Source organism: Chitinibacter sp. SCUT-21 (genome assembly GCA_041874755.1).
In the GTDB taxonomy this organism is placed as follows: Bacteria; Pseudomonadota; Gammaproteobacteria; order Burkholderiales; family Chitinibacteraceae; genus Chitinibacter.
The window spans coordinates 520,769-537,601 of record CP102611.1; the positions used below are offsets into that span (position 1 = coordinate 520,769).

Here is a 16,833-nt window from a genome sequence, read left to right on the forward strand (position 1 = left end):
TACCTAATCTAAATCGCCACTAAACTCGAATAAATCATAGCCGTTTTGCTGCTCAACCAATTTTGTGGCGCGTACTGTATGGCTTCGATCTGCCAATAGCACCGTGTATTCCCGTAGCGGGGTGTAGTGACCTTTGCTCGTTGCTATACGTGCAGCCTGTTTTAACGCTGGAATCGCCGGCAATAATAAAGCGGGGGAAAAACCAGCTTCTGGATTTTGCACTGAGCGCATCAAAATGGGCCTCGCTTTGGCACTCATTACTTGCAAGCCCATTTCCATCGACCCATTGTGATGCTGGTGCAACCAGCGAATCGACGCGACCATCCAGTTGGTTTCATCTGCAATCGACAGAGCAACAATTTCGCCCGCCCTTGCCTGCTCTTTGGGCAATTCATGCGCCAAGATCCCGTAACCCCCAGGGCTTTCATTGACTACTTGCCACTGGGTGGTTTGCAAGTCTTTTTCCGACAGCAAAATTTTTTCAGTTCCCAGCGTTAAATGTTGGCCTTGATTGAGACGAAAAGCAGTGCGCCGCAAGCCCAACGCCACATTGATATTCGATTGCGTCGGAATCCGCTGATATAGGCGATGCGGAACAATACTCCACTGGCGTATCACACGGCGCAAGATTTCCAGCCACATTTGAACTTTGACGCGATCTTTTGCCATCGGAGCCTTCGCTTCAACAGCGTGTTCGGCCTTGTGCAGCTTTTTTGCCAACTCTATCGTATCAAACAGCACCGCTTGACCTGAGTAATGATCGAGCGAGCGATTGCCAACATAACACGGTGCCTTGTCGGTATTAAGCTCAATCAAGAAAAACCCCGCACTCGACGCAAGTTTACTTAAAGGCTGAAAATGGGCGTGTGGCGCGTAGCCCTCGATAATTTCGATCACTTTATCAAACTCGCTTCCGGCAAAGCGGTGCGGGTCGGCTAGGGCCAGTAGCACCATTTGCTTATATAAAGTGGCGAGCGAGCGCGTTGACTTATCTTTCGGGTTTTCGTTTTTGGGTTCGTCTAATACTTTATGCTCAGCACCATAGCGGAAGATCTGGTGCGCATCAGACCAAATCCCTTCCGGCAAGCTTTGATACAAACGCGCGGACACTTGATATACGCGCCAATAGGCATACAGCAAAGCCTGTAATAACAATGGGGAAGGTTTGGCGGGGCTAGAGAAAAAACTAAAGCGTTTTTCAAGTTTATCGTGTTGCGCGATTTTCCAGCCTTGCGCCAATTCAAACCACACATTGCGCGCCAATTGTGCCGCCATACGGGCCGATTCTTTCATCGGCAACCCAGGCGAGGCATAGGCCACTTCAAACGCGCCAGTGAGCATTTCTAAAGAGCTTTGATATTCTGTTAACAACGCGATCCGAGCATCTGCATCGACCTTAACACGGTTTAAGGCCGTCATTGCATCAAGCATCATGCGCGCCGCGTCAATCACATTGGCGGTGGGCAACGCGATTAACCAATCTTTAAGCTTTTTCGGATCGGTCTCAACGACTGCCGCAAGGCTTTGATCGGTTTCAGGAATCTTAAAGATTAAAGTCATATCACACTGTTGGTTTATCTAAGACAACACGCTTTGCTCTAGCGCCAATTTTGCTGCTTGCGCCATCTGCTCGGTCTGGGCCAGATCAATAATATACGGTGGCATAAAATATACCGTATTTCCAACCGGCCGCAGCAAAACACCAGCTTTTAATGCGTTTTGGAAGAATTTTTGTGCAAATCCAGCAGGCGCATCGAGCACATCAAAGGCCCAAATCATGCCGCGGTGCCGCCAATGCGTAATTCGAGGGTGGTTTTTTAACGGTTCAAACACCTGATTCATCGCCTGCGCTTTGCTTCGGTTTTTGACGATGACATCATCATCACGAAAAATCTGCAGCGTAGCTAAGGCCGCGGCACACGCTAGCGCATTCCCAGTGTACGAGTGAGAATGCAAAAAAGCTTTGGCGCTGTCATCGGCATAAAAGGCTTGGTAAATCTCGTCGGTACACAGCACAACCGCCAAAGGTAGATAGCCGCCGGTAATGCCTTTGGAAAGGCAAATCAAATCGGGCTTAATTGCCGCCTGCTCGCACGCAAACATGGTTCCGGTGCGGCCAAAACCGACGGCGATTTCATCGGCGATCAATAAGACTTGATATTCATCACACAGTATACGTGCCTGAGCCAAGTAGCTTGGTTCATACATCGCCATACCCACCGCACCCTGCACCAAAGGCTCGATAATCAGTGCGGCGATTTCGTCGCCGTGGTTTTTCAACACTTGCTCTAAATCGGCCAACGCACGCGTGGTGTACTCAGCTGCGCTCTCGCCTTCGTTTGCTAAACGCGGGTCTGGACTCATTACGCAAAAATTGTCGCGCACCAGCGGCGCGTAGGCAGTACGAAAAATTGGCACATCCGTCACCGACAATGCGCCCACCGTTTCGCCGTGATAACTATCGGCCAAATACACAAAGCGGTTTTTTTTCGCCCGCCCTAAATTGCGCCAATAATGCGCGGCCATTTTTAGCGCGATTTCAGTCGCTGAAGCACCATCTGAGCCATAAAAAGCATGGCCCAGCCCCGTCAATTCGCCCAATTGCTCAGACAATTGCACCACGGGCTCGTGCGTAAAGCCAGCCAACATCACGTGTTCGAGCCGATCCATCTGTGCGCTGATGGCCGCTTTAATGCGTGGCTCATTATGGCCAAACAAATTGACCCACCAGCTTGAAACGCCGTCGATGAAGCGATGGCCATTGCAATCGGTCAACCACACGCCATTGGCGCTCGCTATCGGCACCAAGGGCATGGTTTCGTGGCGTTTCATTTGCGTGCATGGATGCCAAACAGCCGCCATGCTGCGCGCAAGTAAAGATTCATTTGATGTTTTCATATTCGCTATTTTCGCACAATCGGCGTCTAATCATCAGAATTAGGAATATCGGCTATAGTCATTTTTGATCTAACTATTCACAATCATTGAACAAATAAACCTCAATCGCCATGAAAACTCTCGACCTACGTAGTGATACTGTGACTCAGCCCACCGACGCGATGCGCCAAGCGATGGCCAACGCCATTGTCGGCGATGACGTTTACGGTGATGATCCCACTGTGATTGAACTGGAACAGCAAGCCGCAGCGCGCCTAGGCAAAGAAGCTGCTCTCTTTGTTCCCACCGGTACGTTTGGCAATCAATTGGCGATTTTAGGCCATTGCCAGCGTGGCGATGAGGTCATTGTTGGCGACGATAGCCATATCGTTTGGCATGAAGCGGGTGGCAGCGCGGTGATTGGTGGCGTGCAATTGCGCACGATTGATAGCCTCAATGGCGCAATCGATCCACACGCTGTGCAACGCAAAATCCGCCATGGCCTTGATATTCACGAGCCCAAAACCGGCTTGATTTGCTTGGAAAACGCGCATTCAAACGGCCGTGTTATTCCACTTTCGAATATGCAGGCCATTTGGAAAATTGCTCAGACCGAGCAAGTGCCGGTTCATTTAGATGGCGCCCGCATTTTTAACGCAGCAACGCATTTACAGGTCGATGTAAAAGAAATCACGCAGTATTGCGATAGTGTGATGTGCTGCCTAAGTAAAGGTTTGGCCGCTCCGGTGGGCTCTATTTTGGCGGGTAGTCACGATTTTATTGCTCGCGCACGTCGTTTACGCAAAATGCTCGGTGGTGGTTTGCGTCAAGCTGGCGTCTTAGCCGCACCAGGCTTGATCGCACTCAATACGATGACGGCACGTTTGCACGAAGATCACAACAACGCGCAAATGCTCGCCCAAGCGATTAGCCAAATCGATGGCATTGAAGTGGATTTAGACAGCGTACACATCAATATGGTGTGGTTTCGCTTTACGCGCGAGATTGACGCAGCTGCAGTCAGCGCTGCGTTTAGCGCGCAGAATATCATGGTAAATCCCCCTGAGCATGGCCTGATGCGCTTGGTCACCCACTGGCAAATTAGCGAAGCCGATATTGCGCGCATCGTCGCGGTGCTTGAGCAATTGATGCCCCAAGCTTAGTTGCCGCAATCGCTTTCATCGACAATCATTAACTCAGACTTAATCAACAAAGGCGTTCCGTGATTTTATTAGAAAATCTCAGTAAATCTTATCGGGTTGAAGGCCGCGACATTCCGGCACTCAAACGGATTGATTTACGCATCGCCGAAGGTGAAATTTTCGGCGTGATCGGCCACTCTGGGGCCGGCAAATCTACCCTTATTCGCTTAATCAATCTGCTTGAGCGCCCAACGGGCGGGCGGGTATTGATCGACAATGTGGATTTGACTGAACTTAGCAGCGATCAGCTCCGTAAATCACGCCAGAAAATTGGCATGATTTTTCAGCATTTCAATCTGCTGATGAGCAAAACCGTCGCGCAAAACGTCGCCTTCCCGCTGCAAGTGGCGGGCGAGTTGAGCAAGGAGCAAATTGCGCAGCGCGTTGCCGAATTGCTCGATTTGGTTGGCTTAAAAGATCACGCCAATAAATACCCAGCCCAACTCTCTGGTGGACAAAAACAGCGCGTCGGCATCGCACGCGCCTTGGCAAACAACCCGAAGCTACTACTGTGTGACGAAGCCACCAGCGCGCTTGATCCACAAACCACATCGTCGGTATTGCAGCTTTTATTGGAAATCAACCAAAAGCTCAAACTAACGATTGTGCTGATTACGCACGAGATGAACGTGATTCGCACCATTTGCGATCGCGTTGCCGTCATTGATGGCGGTGAAATCGTCGAAATGGGCCCCGTTACCGACGTGTTTTTACACCCCAAACACACCACCACACGCCGCTTTGTTTACGAGAGCGAGCACGTTGACGAAAATGATGAAGCCGACGATTTTGCCCATGTGCCGGGCAAAATTGTTCGCCTCACTTTCAAAGGTGATGCCACGTATCAATCGCATTTAAGCTCGCTAGCGCGTCAATTTGAAGTTGATTTCTCCATCCTCGCCGGCCGCATCGAGCGCATTAAAGCAACACCATGCGGCCAGTTAACCTTGGGGCTGGTTGGCAGCCAAGTTAACGATTTGCTGGCCAAATTAAGCGCCGAGGGCATTGTGATTGAGGAGTTGCGCGCATGAACGAGCTAATGAATGAATTACTGAGCAATATCGACTGGGCCGATATCGGCCAAGCCACGCTAGACACCTTGAGCATGCTCGGCGGCTCGCTGCTATTTACGCTAATTTTGGGCTTGCCGCTCGGTATTTTGCTGTTTTTAACCGGTAAAAAACAACTGCTCGCGCAGCCTGTCGTGTACGGCATTTTGTCGTTTATCGTGAACGTGCTGCGCTCGGTGCCATTTGTGATTTTGCTGATTATCATGATTCCGTTCACCGTATTGCTGACTGGCACTTCATTGGGCGTCGCAGGCGCCATTCCGCCACTGGTAGTCGGCGCAACGCCCTTCTTCGCCCGCTTGGTCGAAACCGCGCTGCGTGAAGTGGATCGCGGCATTATTGAAGCGACGCAAGCAATGGGTGCAACGACGCGGCAAATCGTATTAAAAGCCCTGCTCCCCGAAGCCATGCCCGGCATTTTGGCGGCGATTACCGTCACGGCAATTACGCTGGTTTCGTATGCGGCGATGTCCGGCGTCATTGGTGGCGGTGGTTTGGGCGATTTGGCGATTCGTTTTGGCTACCAGCGCTTCCAGACTGACGTCATGGTCGTGACCGTCGTCTTATTGCTGATCTTGGTGCAAGTACTGCAAATGGTCGGCGATAAATTGGTTCAGCACTTTAGTCGTAAATAAGCAGCATCTGCGCCTATATATGTTTAGAAGCAATTGATATTTTCAATTTATAGGGCTCAGTGATATTCTGTATACATACACCCCTCACAGGGGTATTAACACACAAACCAGCACTCCAAAAGAGTGCAACCATATACCCTCCCAAAAGGAATAAAAGCATGAAGAAAATCATCTCTCTGGTTGCCGCAGCTTCTTTGTTCGCAAGTGCTGGCGCATTTGCTGCTGACAAAATCAGCGTCGGCGCAACTGCCGTTCCACACGCTGAAATCCTCGAGTTCTTAAAACCAACTTTGGCCAAACAAGGCGTTACGCTGGACGTTAAAGTGTTCACCGACTACGTACAACCTAATGTGCAAGTGGCCGAGAAAAAACTCGACGCCAACTTCTTCCAGCACCAGCCTTACCTGAACGAATTTAACAAAGGCAAAGGCACGACTTTGGTGAGCGTCGCTGGCGTACACGTTGAGCCATTTGGCGCGTACTCGACCAAAGTGAAAAAATTGGCCGACTTAAAAGAAGGCGCGACGGTTGCGATTCCAAATGACGCAACCAACGGCGGCCGCGCACTCTTGTTGCTCGACAAAGCGGGCGTGATCACACTGAAAGACAAGAAAAACATCTTGGCGACCAGCAAAGACATCGCAGCCAACCCGAAAAAACTGAAATTCAAAGAACTGGAAGCCGCAACGCTGCCACGCATTTTGAACCAAGTGGATTTGGCGCTGATCAACACCAACTACGCGCTTGAAGCTAAGCTAAACCCAAGCAAAGACGCACTGGCGATCGAAGGTTCAGAATCACCTTACGTGAATATCTTGGTAACGCGCACTGACAACAAAGACGCTGCTGCAATCAAAAAATTGGCTGCTGCGCTGAAAACACCAGAAGTGAAGAAATTCATCGCTGATAAATACAAAGGCGCGGTTGTTCCTGCGTTTTAATTAACACAGCAACAAGTATTGCCTGAAGAAATAAAGCCCCGATTCGGGGCTTTATTCACATCCAGCTTCTAATTTTGTACATCATTGAACCTGAAACTGACGCCTTAACCAACGGATTGGGCCACCAACTACAGGCAATTTTTGCAGCAATTCTTCCGCTGCATCCCAATAGTCACGATGCAAGGCCACTCGTCCATCGTCGGCAAACACCAGATGCGAGCCACCAACAATCTCATAGGCTTGCCCTTTTAGGCCAAACTCAAAACGCCAAGTGACAAAAGCTTGTTGCCCTTGCACGATGCGCTCGGCAATCACAAAGCGCGGGTTTTGCGTTGTCGCGAACATATGTACAAAGATTCGTTCAATCGCGGCATGCCCTATTACGTCGTTAAACGGATCTTTAAAGCGTGCCTCGTCGGTATAAAAACGAGCCACTTCGCTCAGCGACTCAGGCGTTAAGCTTTGATACCAAGCGAGTAATTCATCCAATTGGGTCATGATATTTTCAAAAAGCGTTCGAATAAGGCAAAGCGTACGCGGTACGGTAAAAGTTGCAAAAATTTGAGCGTATTGGTAAAGCGGTGCGGAAAATGTATTTCAAATGCACCATCGGTAATTCCCTGCCAAATCGCACTCGCCGCCTGCTGCGGTGTTTGCAAGGCGGGCATCGCGAAATCGTTTTTGGCTGTTAAATCGGTTCTGACAAAACCCGGATTAATCAAATACACGTCCAAACCTTTGGGGTGTAAATCGCTGTATAAAATCTCGGCCAAATTAATCAGCGCCGCTTTACTTGGCCCGTACACGCTGGCATTCGGCAAGCCCATATAGCCTGCAACGCTGGCAATCAGGCCAATCCCACCACGGCCACGCGCCAACATCGCCGGCAGCACGGTTTCAATCGCGCAATACACGCTGATCAAATTGATTTTGAGCATTTGCTCGGCACGCGCTGCGCGCACATCCCACACCCGCTCGGGTTGATAATCGGCGGCGCAAAAAATCAGCAGATCAGGCTCGCCCATTTGCGCGCAAAGTTGCGCGTACGCTGTCGGCCACGCAGCCAGATCGACCGCGTCAAACGCCAATACATGCGCTTTATCAAAACGAGCGGCTAAAGCTTGCAATGGCGCTTCGCGCCGGGCGCTGAGTGTGACATGCGCACCAGCCGCCAGCGCCTGTTCCGCCAATGCCGCCCCAATCCCGCTGGATGCGCCGATTAGCCAAATACGTTGCCCGGCCAAGCTCGCAATCGGTCTATTCATACTGGCAAACATGGCTAGCTCCTTTTTTTGAAAAACAGCGTTACCTGACCGAGCTCAATGCCAAATTTACGCATACTGGCACGGTTGATCATGGTTTGCTCGTCGATCAGAAACATCCAATCGTCAAACTGCATTTCATAGGTTCTGCCATCTACGGGTAGCAAGAGCGTGTATTGCCAGCTCAATGCATTGCCAGCCACTTTGCCGATCGCCTCGCCTTTCACATCGGCCGCGGTGCCGCGCCAAGTACCATCAGCTTGCCGAGTTAGAGTCCAGACGCGCTGATCTTTAGTGCCATCGTCGTAGCTAAAACGCTCGTCCAACACCAATTTGCCGTTATTGTGCGTGCCGGTAATTTCGACATGAAAACGCTTCACCACTTCGCCGCCGCGCTTTTGGAACATACCCCAAGCATCCGTCTTGCCGACAAAATACTGCACCAAATCGAGCTTGGGCTCGGCCTGCTGATATTGGCTGACATCGGGCGAGGCACAGGCTGTTAATACGCCGCACAAGCCTACGATCATCGCTTTGAGTTTCTGCTTCATGATGTTGCCTCCGAATCAATGGCCAATCGACGTAATAAGATCAGTGCAGCCATTTTAAATAAGCACGGCAAGCCGGCATAAACCCATGCCAAAGCGACGCCTGCCGGCTGGCCCGGTTGATATTGCAACCACGCCAGCAACGGCAAAGCCAATCCCGCCAAGGCTAAAGCCAATTTGCCGAGCAAAGTCCAAACACCGTAATAACTGGCGGGCGCTTGATCGGGCGGAATCACTTTAGCAAGCAGCACTGGCGGCAAGGCCAAATCTGCACCCAAGGCTAAACCCGCAGCGATACACACCAATAAATAAGCCAGCGTATCGCCCTGCCCCAACACAGCTGCGCCACAAAAACTCAGCACCGCGAGCACCATGCCCCAGCGCCAGCTGCAGAGCACCCCAATCCTGCGTGCCAACTGCACCCACAGCGGCAAACCAATTGCTGCGGCAATAAAGTAGGATGCCAAAAACGCCCCCGCCCACTGCGGCGCACCGATGCGATCGTTGATAAAAAACAGTGCCAAAGTCGCGGGAATCGAGACCGAAATCGCATTTAAAAAATACGGCGCGAGCAAAGCGCGAAAGCGGCGATTTTGGCCAATCAACACAACAGCCTCGCGCCAAGTGATGGCCTGCACCGCTTGCCGTGGCCACGCGGGCGCAAAGCGCAGTAAAGCCCAAACACTGAGCGCCAATAACGCGGTAAACAGTAGCGCGTACAGCACAAAACCATCATTAATCGCCGCGCGAGGCTGGCTCAAAATCAGGCTGGGGATCACACTGGCGGCAATCACCCCGAGCAATCCCGCGCCTTCACGCCACCCCGCCGCGCCAAGCAATTGCCCTTCCGCGCCGAGTTTCGCGCCCCAAGCCAAATACGCGATATTGAGCATACTGTGTGCCGTATAAGCGACAACTAACATCACAGCAAGCCATAGCAGCAAATACCCCTGCGCTAGATGCGGCAGCCACAGCCCAGCAAAACCCAAGGCCAATAAAAAAGCGCCCAGATGCAGCCACAGCTTGAGCTGGAAGCCGTTTAAACGATCAATCCATCGCCCCAGCAGCGGGTCTTGCAGCGTATCAATCAGCCGCGCCAGAAACAGCACCCAGCCGGTGCCCGCCAAGGCCAAGCCCCAATGCGTGCTGTAATACGCGGGGATTTGCACATACACCGGCAAGGCCGACATCGCCAGCGGCAGGCCGAGCAAACCATACGCGATCAGCGCGCCTGTGCTGCTGATCGCCGCCCTGTCGGCTGGCACGGCCGCATTCATGATTTGTCCCCTAATAATTGGGCGCGCAGGCCACTATCTTTGCTGCGCACGTCAAACCAAATCGCGAAAAACGCTTTGGCAAATTCAGGATCTCGAATCTCAGCCAGCAAGCGGCGGCTATTGTAAAAACGGCAGCCGACATTGGGCAGATAAACACCAATCAGCTGATCGCCCTCGTTCACATCGGTAAATGCGCGCTGCATTTCGCTCTCCCAACGCTGCAGCGTCGCGGCTGAATAGCGCTGCGCAAATAGACGACGAATTTCATCCAAGCTGGTCGAGACAAATTGCTCGCGGCTAATGCTGCGGTGGTAGGTCAGCTCGAGCGCAAACGGCGCGTTGGCATCAAACCTTGGCTGCTCGCTCCATAATTTGGCGGTGTAGATTCGCAGGCCAAACCAGCGCAAATCGCCATTGCCGATCACCTTGGCCTGCGGTAATTGTTCGCGCCAAGCGTTAGCATTCGCCAGCATGGGTATTAGCCCCAAGCAAGCAAGCAGCAATAGCTTGGCGGCAATACCCTGCAGCGTATTAACGCGCTTTTTGCAGCATAAACTGAATAACATCGGTGCGCCCCTCATCGAAACCCGCTTCGCAGTAGCACAAGTACAAACGCCAAATCCGCATAAACGCTTCATCAAAACCTTGCTGGCGGATGTGGTGCTGTTGCGCTTCAAAATCTTCACGCCAGCGGCGCAGCGTTTCGGCGTAATCGGCGCCAAATCGATATTGATCGTGCGTCTCCAAGCCAGCGCGCTGCGCTGCGTGCACAAAACGCTCGGGGCTGGGCAGCATGCCGCCAGGGAAAATGTATTGCTGGATAAAATCGGTGCTGCTGCGATAGCGCGCAAAATAGCGCTCGTCGATGGTGATGGTTTGAATTAGCGCTTTCCCGCCGGCTTTTAAGCGCGCTGCCACGGTTTCGAAATACTGTGACCAAAAACGCTCGCCCACTGCTTCAAACATTTCAATCGATACAATCGCGTCGTATTGGCCTTGTAGGTCGCGGTAGTCGCAGATTTCCAAATCAGCCAAAGCATTCAAATGCTGCGCATCAATGCGCTCGCGCGCGATTTGCAGCTGCGCGGGTGAAATGGTGATGCCATGGACAAAAATACCCAGTTTGGCCGCGTGTTCGGCAAAGCCGCCCCAACCACAGCCGATTTCCAACACCCGATCGCCCGCTTTAAGCCCCAAGCAATCGATAATGCGCTGGTATTTGCGCTGCTGCGCCGCTTGCAGCGATTGCGTCCTATCGCCAGCAAAAATCGCGCTTGAATACGTCCAGCTGGGGTCTAGCCATAGGCGATAAAAATCATTGCCAATGTCGTAATGCGCATGGATGTTTTTGCGGCTGCCGCTGCGCGTATTTGGCCGTAGCAAATGTTTTAAGCGATACCACAGCGTCGAGAGCTTGCCGCCAAACACCATGCGATCGAGAACCGCCTCATTGCGCAGCGCCAAGCGGAGCACAGCCGTTAAATCTGGACTATCAATCCAACCCGCCTCATAGCTTTCGGCAAAACCAATATCGCCCGCTTTGATAATGCGCTCGCACGCGCGCCAATCATGAATCTGCAAGGTGGCGCTTGGCGGCTGGTGCAAATCGCCAAAGGTTAGGCATTCGGCTTGCGGCGTAATCAATTGCAAATGCCCGAATTGCAAACGCGCTAATAAGTGCAGAAATAATTTGGCTGCGGCCGGTAGATTTTGCGTTTGGCTTAGCGTTAAGGCGCGACTTAGTGGGTTGCTGCTCATGATGAACGCTCCTCTGAATTGCAATCGACGTTAATGGGCGATTTCAAACTGGCTTCAGGCAGTTGAAAACTAAAATTGACCGCTGGCGCGGCAGGCTGGCGGAAAAATGGCACTTTTTTGAGCCACAGTTTCAGCGCTTGCCAGTGGATTTTGGCAAACACGCCCAGCGTTAAAAATGGCTGCGCGAACACGGCCTGGCGCACGCTTTGGGCATTAAAGGCATGCAAGTAGCCACCAATCGCGGTTTTAATTAGCAAACCTTCGTCGTCGAAATAATCAATGCCGACAAACTGCGTTTTTTCGCTGGCGCGAAAGCGAAATTGATAATGACCTTTCACCTCGCAAAACGGCGACACATGCATTAATTTACGCGCTTCTAGCGGGGTATCTTCGTCAATCGCCTTACCTGATTTGGCCACAAGCAAATACCTGTGGTTATCGCCAAAGGTATTGTTGACATCGGCCAGCACCGCGCGCAATTGCCCCTGCGCATCGTGGCAATACCAAAAACTCACCGGGTTAAACACAAAGCCGAGCACGCGCGGAAAAGTTTGTAGCCAAATTTCGCCATCACTGGGCAAATGATATTGCTGCAACACGCGGCGGATCCAAAGCTGCAAATCCGAGCCATCACGCGGGCCGTAGTCTTGGGTTTGCAAGGACACTAGCCCGCGGCGATTGACGCCGAACCAGCGGTTATTGAGTTCTTCCAAACGCGCCACATTGGCCAGCAGACAAAACACCGGATAAACAAACTGATTTTTGGCCGGGCGCAACCGGTGATGCATCACCTGACCGCGAATTAAATATGCTGCGGCGGACATCATCACACCTTGGCCCAAGCGGGTAGCAAGCCAAAATCAGCGACAACGCGTAAGGCGGATTTCAGACCATCTTCGTGAAAACCATACCCCGTCCACGCGCCGGCAAACCACACACGATCTAGGCCTTGAATGGCGTGCAGTTGCTGCTGTGCATCGATTGCAGCTTGGTCAAAAATCGGATGTTCGTATTCAAACTGCGCCAGCACCTGATTTGGATCGATGGCGTCAAACGGATTGAGCGTCACAACCACTGGCGACTCAAACGGCAGCTGTTGCAATTGATTGAGCAAATAGCTAACGCAAACGCCGCGCTCGCCCGAAATTGATTTCCCCCCCAAATAATTCCACGCCGACCATACCTTTTTATTGCGCGGCAATTGCTTTACATCGGTATGCAAGACTGCAGTGTTGGGCTGATAACGCACAGCAGCTAATATAGCCCGCTCTTCAGCACTAGCGTCTTGCAATGCCGCCAGTGTTTGCGGTGCGTGCGTGGCGAATATCACCGCGTCAAATGTCTCGAAACCACCGGCATGCGTCACAATTACGCCCGTCGCGTCGCGCCGCACTGCGCTCACGGGGGTTGCCAAGCGAATATCGTTTAAGGTCGCCGCAATTTTGCGCACATATTCACGCCCACCACCTTGCACCGTTTGCCATTGTGGTCGGTTATTCACTTGCAGTAGCGCATGGTTAATGCAAAACCGCAAAAAAGTCGCTGCGGGGAAATCGAGGATATCTTTAGGCGAGCTTGACCAAATCGCCGCGGCCATCGGCAACAAATACGCATCGCGAAATTCATTGCCATAGCCCCCCGAGGCGATTAACTGCCCTAAGGTCATGCCGGTTTTGCTTGACACTTCCAAATTGAGGTGCGCTGCTTCGTTAAAACGCAAAATATCACGCAACATGCACAGAAATTTTGGCTTCAACAAATTTGAGCGCTGTGCAAAGACTGTATCTAAATTGGTTCCCGCCCATTCCAGTGAGCCTGAATCGAGTGACACCCCAAACGACATATCGGTGGCATAGCTAGCAACACCTAACTCCGCGAAGAGGGCAATCAGATTGGGATAGGTTTTTTCGTTAAACACCAAAAAGCCCGTATCGACGGGAGCAGACTGACCTTCTAGCTCTACTTGCACGGTATTGGTGTGCCCACCCAGATAGTTGCCGGCTTCAAACAGCGTCACATCATGCTGGCGCTGTAAAAAATAAGCGCAAGCCAAGCCAGAAATCCCAGCACCGACTACTGCAATACGTTGCTTGCTTTGCATCATGTTGACCGTTCGTCCATGGTTACAGTGTCAAATTGAATACTTCAGTGATAAGATTACTACTATCAAAACAGAAAAGCTACTGGTTAGTAGCAATATATACGAATGAGTATACTTGGCAAACTAAGTTTCAAAGATCAAGCGTTCAAATTGCGCGAAAACGCCATTTTGGATGCGACAACTTCCATCCTGAAAGACAAAGGTTTTGACCTGATGACGATGGATGATGTTGCCAACGCAGTGGGTATCTCCAAACCCAGCTTGTATAAGCACTTCAAATCAAAAGAAGATTTGGTCGGTGAAGCGATGGTGCGGCTTATTGATGGCGCATCTGATTTCTTGCACCAACTTGATGATAGTTTGCGACCGATCGAAGTGCTTAGTGCAATGTTAGAGTGGGCGCTACGCGTGCGGCTGGAGGGCGGAATGCCTTTCTTGCCTTCGACCAGTGAACACGTGCGCGAAATGTTGATGCGCAACCTAAAGTATGTAGGGCGGGTTTTGAAACTCAACTATCAGCTTGAAAAGCTAGTCAATAAAGCGCAAAAAAGTGGCGACTTAAATCCAAACTTACCTAGCGATGTGATTTTATTTAGCTTTTATTCAAGAACTTGCGACCCTGCTGTTGAGTTTTTACAAAAATACAGCAAACTCGACAAGGAAGAGATTATCAAACACATGCTTGAGGTTTGCTTTGCTGGTATTGGTGGCCCCACGAGCAAAGCCGAGAAGAATTAAGCGATGCAGGCTCTGCTTGCTGTGATGAAAGTGCTTTTTTAGCGAACAATTAAGGGTTATAAAGAGTTAACTTTGTTTTGTTGTGCTGCACTATGCGCCATAAACTCTCTTTTGCCACCCTTTTTGCAGTGCTCACAGCCTTGATTGCACTCGATTATGGCGTCCTAAATTTTAGCCAGTCGCTTGATTTGCGGATCGGCGATATTTTGCTAAAAAAACATGCGCAAACTCGCCCTGCCAATCCAGACATCGTCATTGTCGACATTGACCAAAAAAGCTTGGAAAACATGAATGAGGTGGCGAGTAAATGGCCATGGCCACGCTCGATTCATGCTGAATTAATCGACCACATTGCAGCGCAAAAGCCCAAGGCCATCGTGTTCGATATTCTTTTTAATGAGCCCGATACATTTGGTACCGAATCAGATGCCATTTTCAAAGAGACCGTTGCTCAGTATTCAAACATCTACTTTGCACACGCTTTACTTGATGATGGTAATCGCATTGATTTAACCAGCCTGCCCTCAAGTGTGGGCCTGATCAAAACCCCGCAAGCAAAGCCGCAGGCAAAAGCCACGTTAATGCTCCCCACCGTGCTCGATCCAAAATCATGGCGTGGTGGCTTGATTAATTTTAAAGAAGGCCAAGATGGCATAGGCCGCGAATACCTAATCAAAGTCGGTATCGATGGTTGGCAAATTGCTTCGCTACCTTGGCGATTAGCACTTGATTTGCAATGGCACAGTGTAAATCAAGATCGTATCCGCTTGAACTGGCAGCACCTGCGCCAGCATATTTCCTATGCCGACCTCTATTTTGATGCCAATAGTGAAAAACCAAGCCGTTCTAAAACGGAATTTACCAATAAGATTGTCATCATCGGCACTGCCGCGCCAGGGCTGCAAGATTTGCGGCCTACGCCACTGAGTCAGAGTTATCCTGGAGTGGAAATTCTGGCCACCGCGATCGACAATTTAAAACAAAACGACTGGTTGCGTGACCCGCCACGCCAACCTTTTAGCCTACTTGCCTTGGCGCTATCGGCACTGCTCTTTCTTGGCTTTCGGTATGGCAAAAACACCCTATACCTTGCTGGCTGTATGGTGCTCGCGAGCGGCTTAGCTGCCGCGCTAATGTGGTCAGGATTAAAGCAGCATTGGTATTTGCCGCTGGCAGCCCCGCTCGCTTGGGCTTGGGGCTATTTTTGGCTGGCGGCATTGATGTCCTATTTAGCCGAAAAAGCCAGCCGAGAGCATGCGGTAGAGATGTTTTCGCGTTTTCTAGATTCCCGCGTGGTGGGTGATTTAATCGCCAGTGGCGAAATCGACATGAATAAAAAAGCCGAATCACGCGAATTAACGGTGCTGTTTTCTGATATTCGCGGCTTTACTACGCTATCCGAGAATCACCCCCCCGAATACATCGTTGAATTACTCAATCGCTATTTCTCGATGCAAGTGGCGATTATCTTTAAGCATGGCGGCACACTTGATAAATTCATTGGTGATGCCATCATGGCTTTTTGGGGCGCACCTGCGCACGATGAGCAACACGCTGAACATGCAATTGCGGCAGCGCTGGAAATGTCACATGCGCTTGAGCAATTTAAAGCCGAGCTCAAAGACCTTAATGCCGATTTTGATGTCGGAATTGGCATCCATACTGGCCAGGCCGTGGTTGGATTTATCGGCTCTGAAACGCGCCTTGATTATACGGTAATTGGTGACACGGTGAATCTTGCCTCGCGCATTGAAGGCTTAACGAAAGGCGTGGCACGCATTTTGGTTTCCGAAGCGTGCCAGCAGGCTTGTGCGAAAAATAATACTAGTTTTGAATTTATTGAACGTGGCACACATATGGTTAAAGGCCGCGAACAATCAGTAAAACTGCTTGAACCACGGGAAAAAACATGAAAAAAGCGCTCTACTGCATGCTATTAGCCAGCGGTGTGGCATTGGCAGACCCAGGAACAGTAATCCGCACTACCGATTTGCGCGATAAGCCATTTCTGGACGCCAGCAAAATTGCCACCGTCACAAATAATACTCAGATCGATATTCGCAGCCGCAAAGGTGCGTGGATGGAGGTCAAACTACCCAATGGCCAAGTTGGCTGGATTAAATTGCTGAACGTGCGCACCAGCAGTGGCACCTCAAGCAGCAATAACGCCTTAGCCAATGTGATTAAAACCGGCTCCTCTGGCAAAACGGTGACCACGGGTGTCAAAGGCTTGTCGGCAGAGCAGATCAATAATGCAGTCCCCAATCCTGCGGAAATGCGCAAAATGGCAACGTTTGCCGCCAGCCCAAGCGATGCACAACGCACGGCGCTCGCAAATAACTTAAGCAAAAATACTGTGCCCGCAATCAATAGTACGAGCACAAGTGGTCCAAACAATACGATGACTCCCATGAGGCGCTAAGC

Annotated in this window: 17 protein-coding genes; 7 read left to right on the forward strand and 10 right to left on the reverse strand. The window is 51.0% G+C overall.

What is annotated here, in order from left to right:
- Window positions 1–3: 3 nt before the first annotated feature.
- Window positions 4–1,560, reverse strand: a complete 1,557-nt coding sequence (locus NT239_02405) for a hypothetical protein (GenBank protein XGA71714.1) — start codon at window positions 1,558–1,560, stop codon at window positions 4–6.
- Between the two features lie 18 nt (window positions 1,561–1,578).
- Window positions 1,579–2,898, reverse strand: a complete 1,320-nt coding sequence (locus NT239_02410; GenBank protein XGA71715.1) for an adenosylmethionine--8-amino-7-oxononanoate transaminase — start codon at window positions 2,896–2,898, stop codon at window positions 1,579–1,581.
- A 110-nt stretch (window positions 2,899–3,008) separates the two neighbouring features.
- Here NT239_02410 and ltaE point away from each other — a divergent pair, with 110 nt between their 5' ends.
- From ltaE to NT239_02430, 4 genes are all read left to right on the forward strand, one after another.
- Entirely contained in the window at window positions 3,009–4,040 is a 1,032-nt protein-coding gene (ltaE, locus tag NT239_02415; GenBank protein XGA71716.1) for a low-specificity L-threonine aldolase, read from the forward strand.
- A gap of 59 nt (window positions 4,041–4,099) precedes the next feature.
- Entirely contained in the window at window positions 4,100–5,110 is a 1,011-nt protein-coding gene (locus NT239_02420; GenBank protein XGA71717.1) for a methionine ABC transporter ATP-binding protein, read from the forward strand.
- The gene (locus tag NT239_02425) at window positions 5,107–5,784 is read left to right on the forward strand and encodes an ABC transporter permease (GenBank protein XGA71718.1); all 678 of its coding nucleotides are present in this window, start codon (window positions 5,107–5,109) and stop codon (window positions 5,782–5,784) included. Before NT239_02420 ends, NT239_02425 begins: the two co-directional genes overlap by 4 nt.
- Before the next feature lie 158 nt (window positions 5,785–5,942).
- Window positions 5,943–6,725 (forward strand): MetQ/NlpA family ABC transporter substrate-binding protein, encoded by a 783-nt coding sequence (locus NT239_02430; GenBank protein ID XGA71719.1) that lies wholly within the window; start codon window positions 5,943–5,945, stop codon window positions 6,723–6,725.
- An 81-nt stretch (window positions 6,726–6,806) separates the two neighbouring features.
- On the opposite strand, the gene NT239_02435 is transcribed toward NT239_02430, so the two are convergent.
- The 8 genes from NT239_02435 to NT239_02470 are packed head-to-tail and all read right to left on the reverse strand — an operon-like array spanning window position 6,807 to window position 13,674.
- Window positions 6,807–7,223 carry a nuclear transport factor 2 family protein gene (locus NT239_02435; GenBank protein ID XGA71720.1) on the reverse strand — a complete coding sequence of 139 codons (417 nt, stop codon included), beginning with the start codon at window positions 7,221–7,223 and terminating at the stop codon, window positions 6,807–6,809.
- Complete coding sequence (locus tag NT239_02440; protein ID XGA71721.1) at window positions 7,220–8,002, reverse strand: SDR family NAD(P)-dependent oxidoreductase; 783 nt, start codon at window positions 8,000–8,002, stop codon at window positions 7,220–7,222. The genes NT239_02435 and NT239_02440 overlap by 4 nt, the downstream gene beginning before the upstream one ends.
- A gap of 2 nt (window positions 8,003–8,004) precedes the next feature.
- Window positions 8,005–8,538 carry a DUF3833 domain-containing protein gene (locus NT239_02445; GenBank protein XGA71722.1) on the reverse strand — a complete coding sequence of 178 codons (534 nt, stop codon included), beginning with the start codon at window positions 8,536–8,538 and terminating at the stop codon, window positions 8,005–8,007.
- Window positions 8,535–9,812, reverse strand: a complete 1,278-nt coding sequence (locus NT239_02450) for an MFS transporter (protein ID XGA71723.1) — start codon at window positions 9,810–9,812, stop codon at window positions 8,535–8,537. The genes NT239_02445 and NT239_02450 overlap by 4 nt, the downstream gene beginning before the upstream one ends.
- Window positions 9,809–10,378, reverse strand: coding sequence for a chalcone isomerase family protein (locus NT239_02455; GenBank protein XGA71724.1), 570 nt, complete (start codon window positions 10,376–10,378; stop codon window positions 9,809–9,811). The genes NT239_02450 and NT239_02455 overlap by 4 nt, the downstream gene beginning before the upstream one ends.
- Window positions 10,344–11,570: a cyclopropane-fatty-acyl-phospholipid synthase family protein gene (locus NT239_02460; GenBank protein ID XGA71725.1), complete on the reverse strand. Its 1,227-nt coding sequence runs from the start codon at window positions 11,568–11,570 to the stop codon at window positions 10,344–10,346. Before NT239_02460 ends, NT239_02455 begins: the two co-directional genes overlap by 35 nt.
- The gene (locus NT239_02465) at window positions 11,567–12,397 is read right to left on the reverse strand and encodes a DUF1365 domain-containing protein (GenBank protein ID XGA71726.1); all 831 of its coding nucleotides are present in this window, start codon (window positions 12,395–12,397) and stop codon (window positions 11,567–11,569) included. The genes NT239_02460 and NT239_02465 overlap by 4 nt, the downstream gene beginning before the upstream one ends.
- Window positions 12,397–13,674: an FAD-dependent oxidoreductase gene (locus NT239_02470; protein ID XGA71727.1), complete on the reverse strand. Its 1,278-nt coding sequence runs from the start codon at window positions 13,672–13,674 to the stop codon at window positions 12,397–12,399. Before NT239_02470 ends, NT239_02465 begins: the two co-directional genes overlap by 1 nt.
- A 102-nt stretch (window positions 13,675–13,776) precedes the next feature.
- Between NT239_02470 and NT239_02475 the strand changes: the two genes are divergently transcribed.
- From NT239_02475 to NT239_02485, 3 genes are all read left to right on the forward strand, one after another.
- On the forward strand, window positions 13,777–14,409 hold the full coding sequence (locus NT239_02475) for a TetR/AcrR family transcriptional regulator (protein ID XGA71728.1): 633 nt from the start codon (window positions 13,777–13,779) through the stop codon (window positions 14,407–14,409).
- Window positions 14,410–14,501: 92 nt separating this feature from the next.
- Window positions 14,502–16,322 (forward strand): adenylate/guanylate cyclase domain-containing protein, encoded by a 1,821-nt coding sequence (locus tag NT239_02480; GenBank protein ID XGA71729.1) that lies wholly within the window; start codon window positions 14,502–14,504, stop codon window positions 16,320–16,322.
- A complete protein-coding gene (locus NT239_02485; GenBank protein ID XGA71730.1) occupies window positions 16,319–16,831 on the forward strand; it encodes an SH3 domain-containing protein in 513 nt (170 codons plus the stop codon). The genes NT239_02480 and NT239_02485 overlap by 4 nt, the downstream gene beginning before the upstream one ends.
- The last annotated feature ends 2 nt before the right edge of the window (window positions 16,832–16,833 follow it).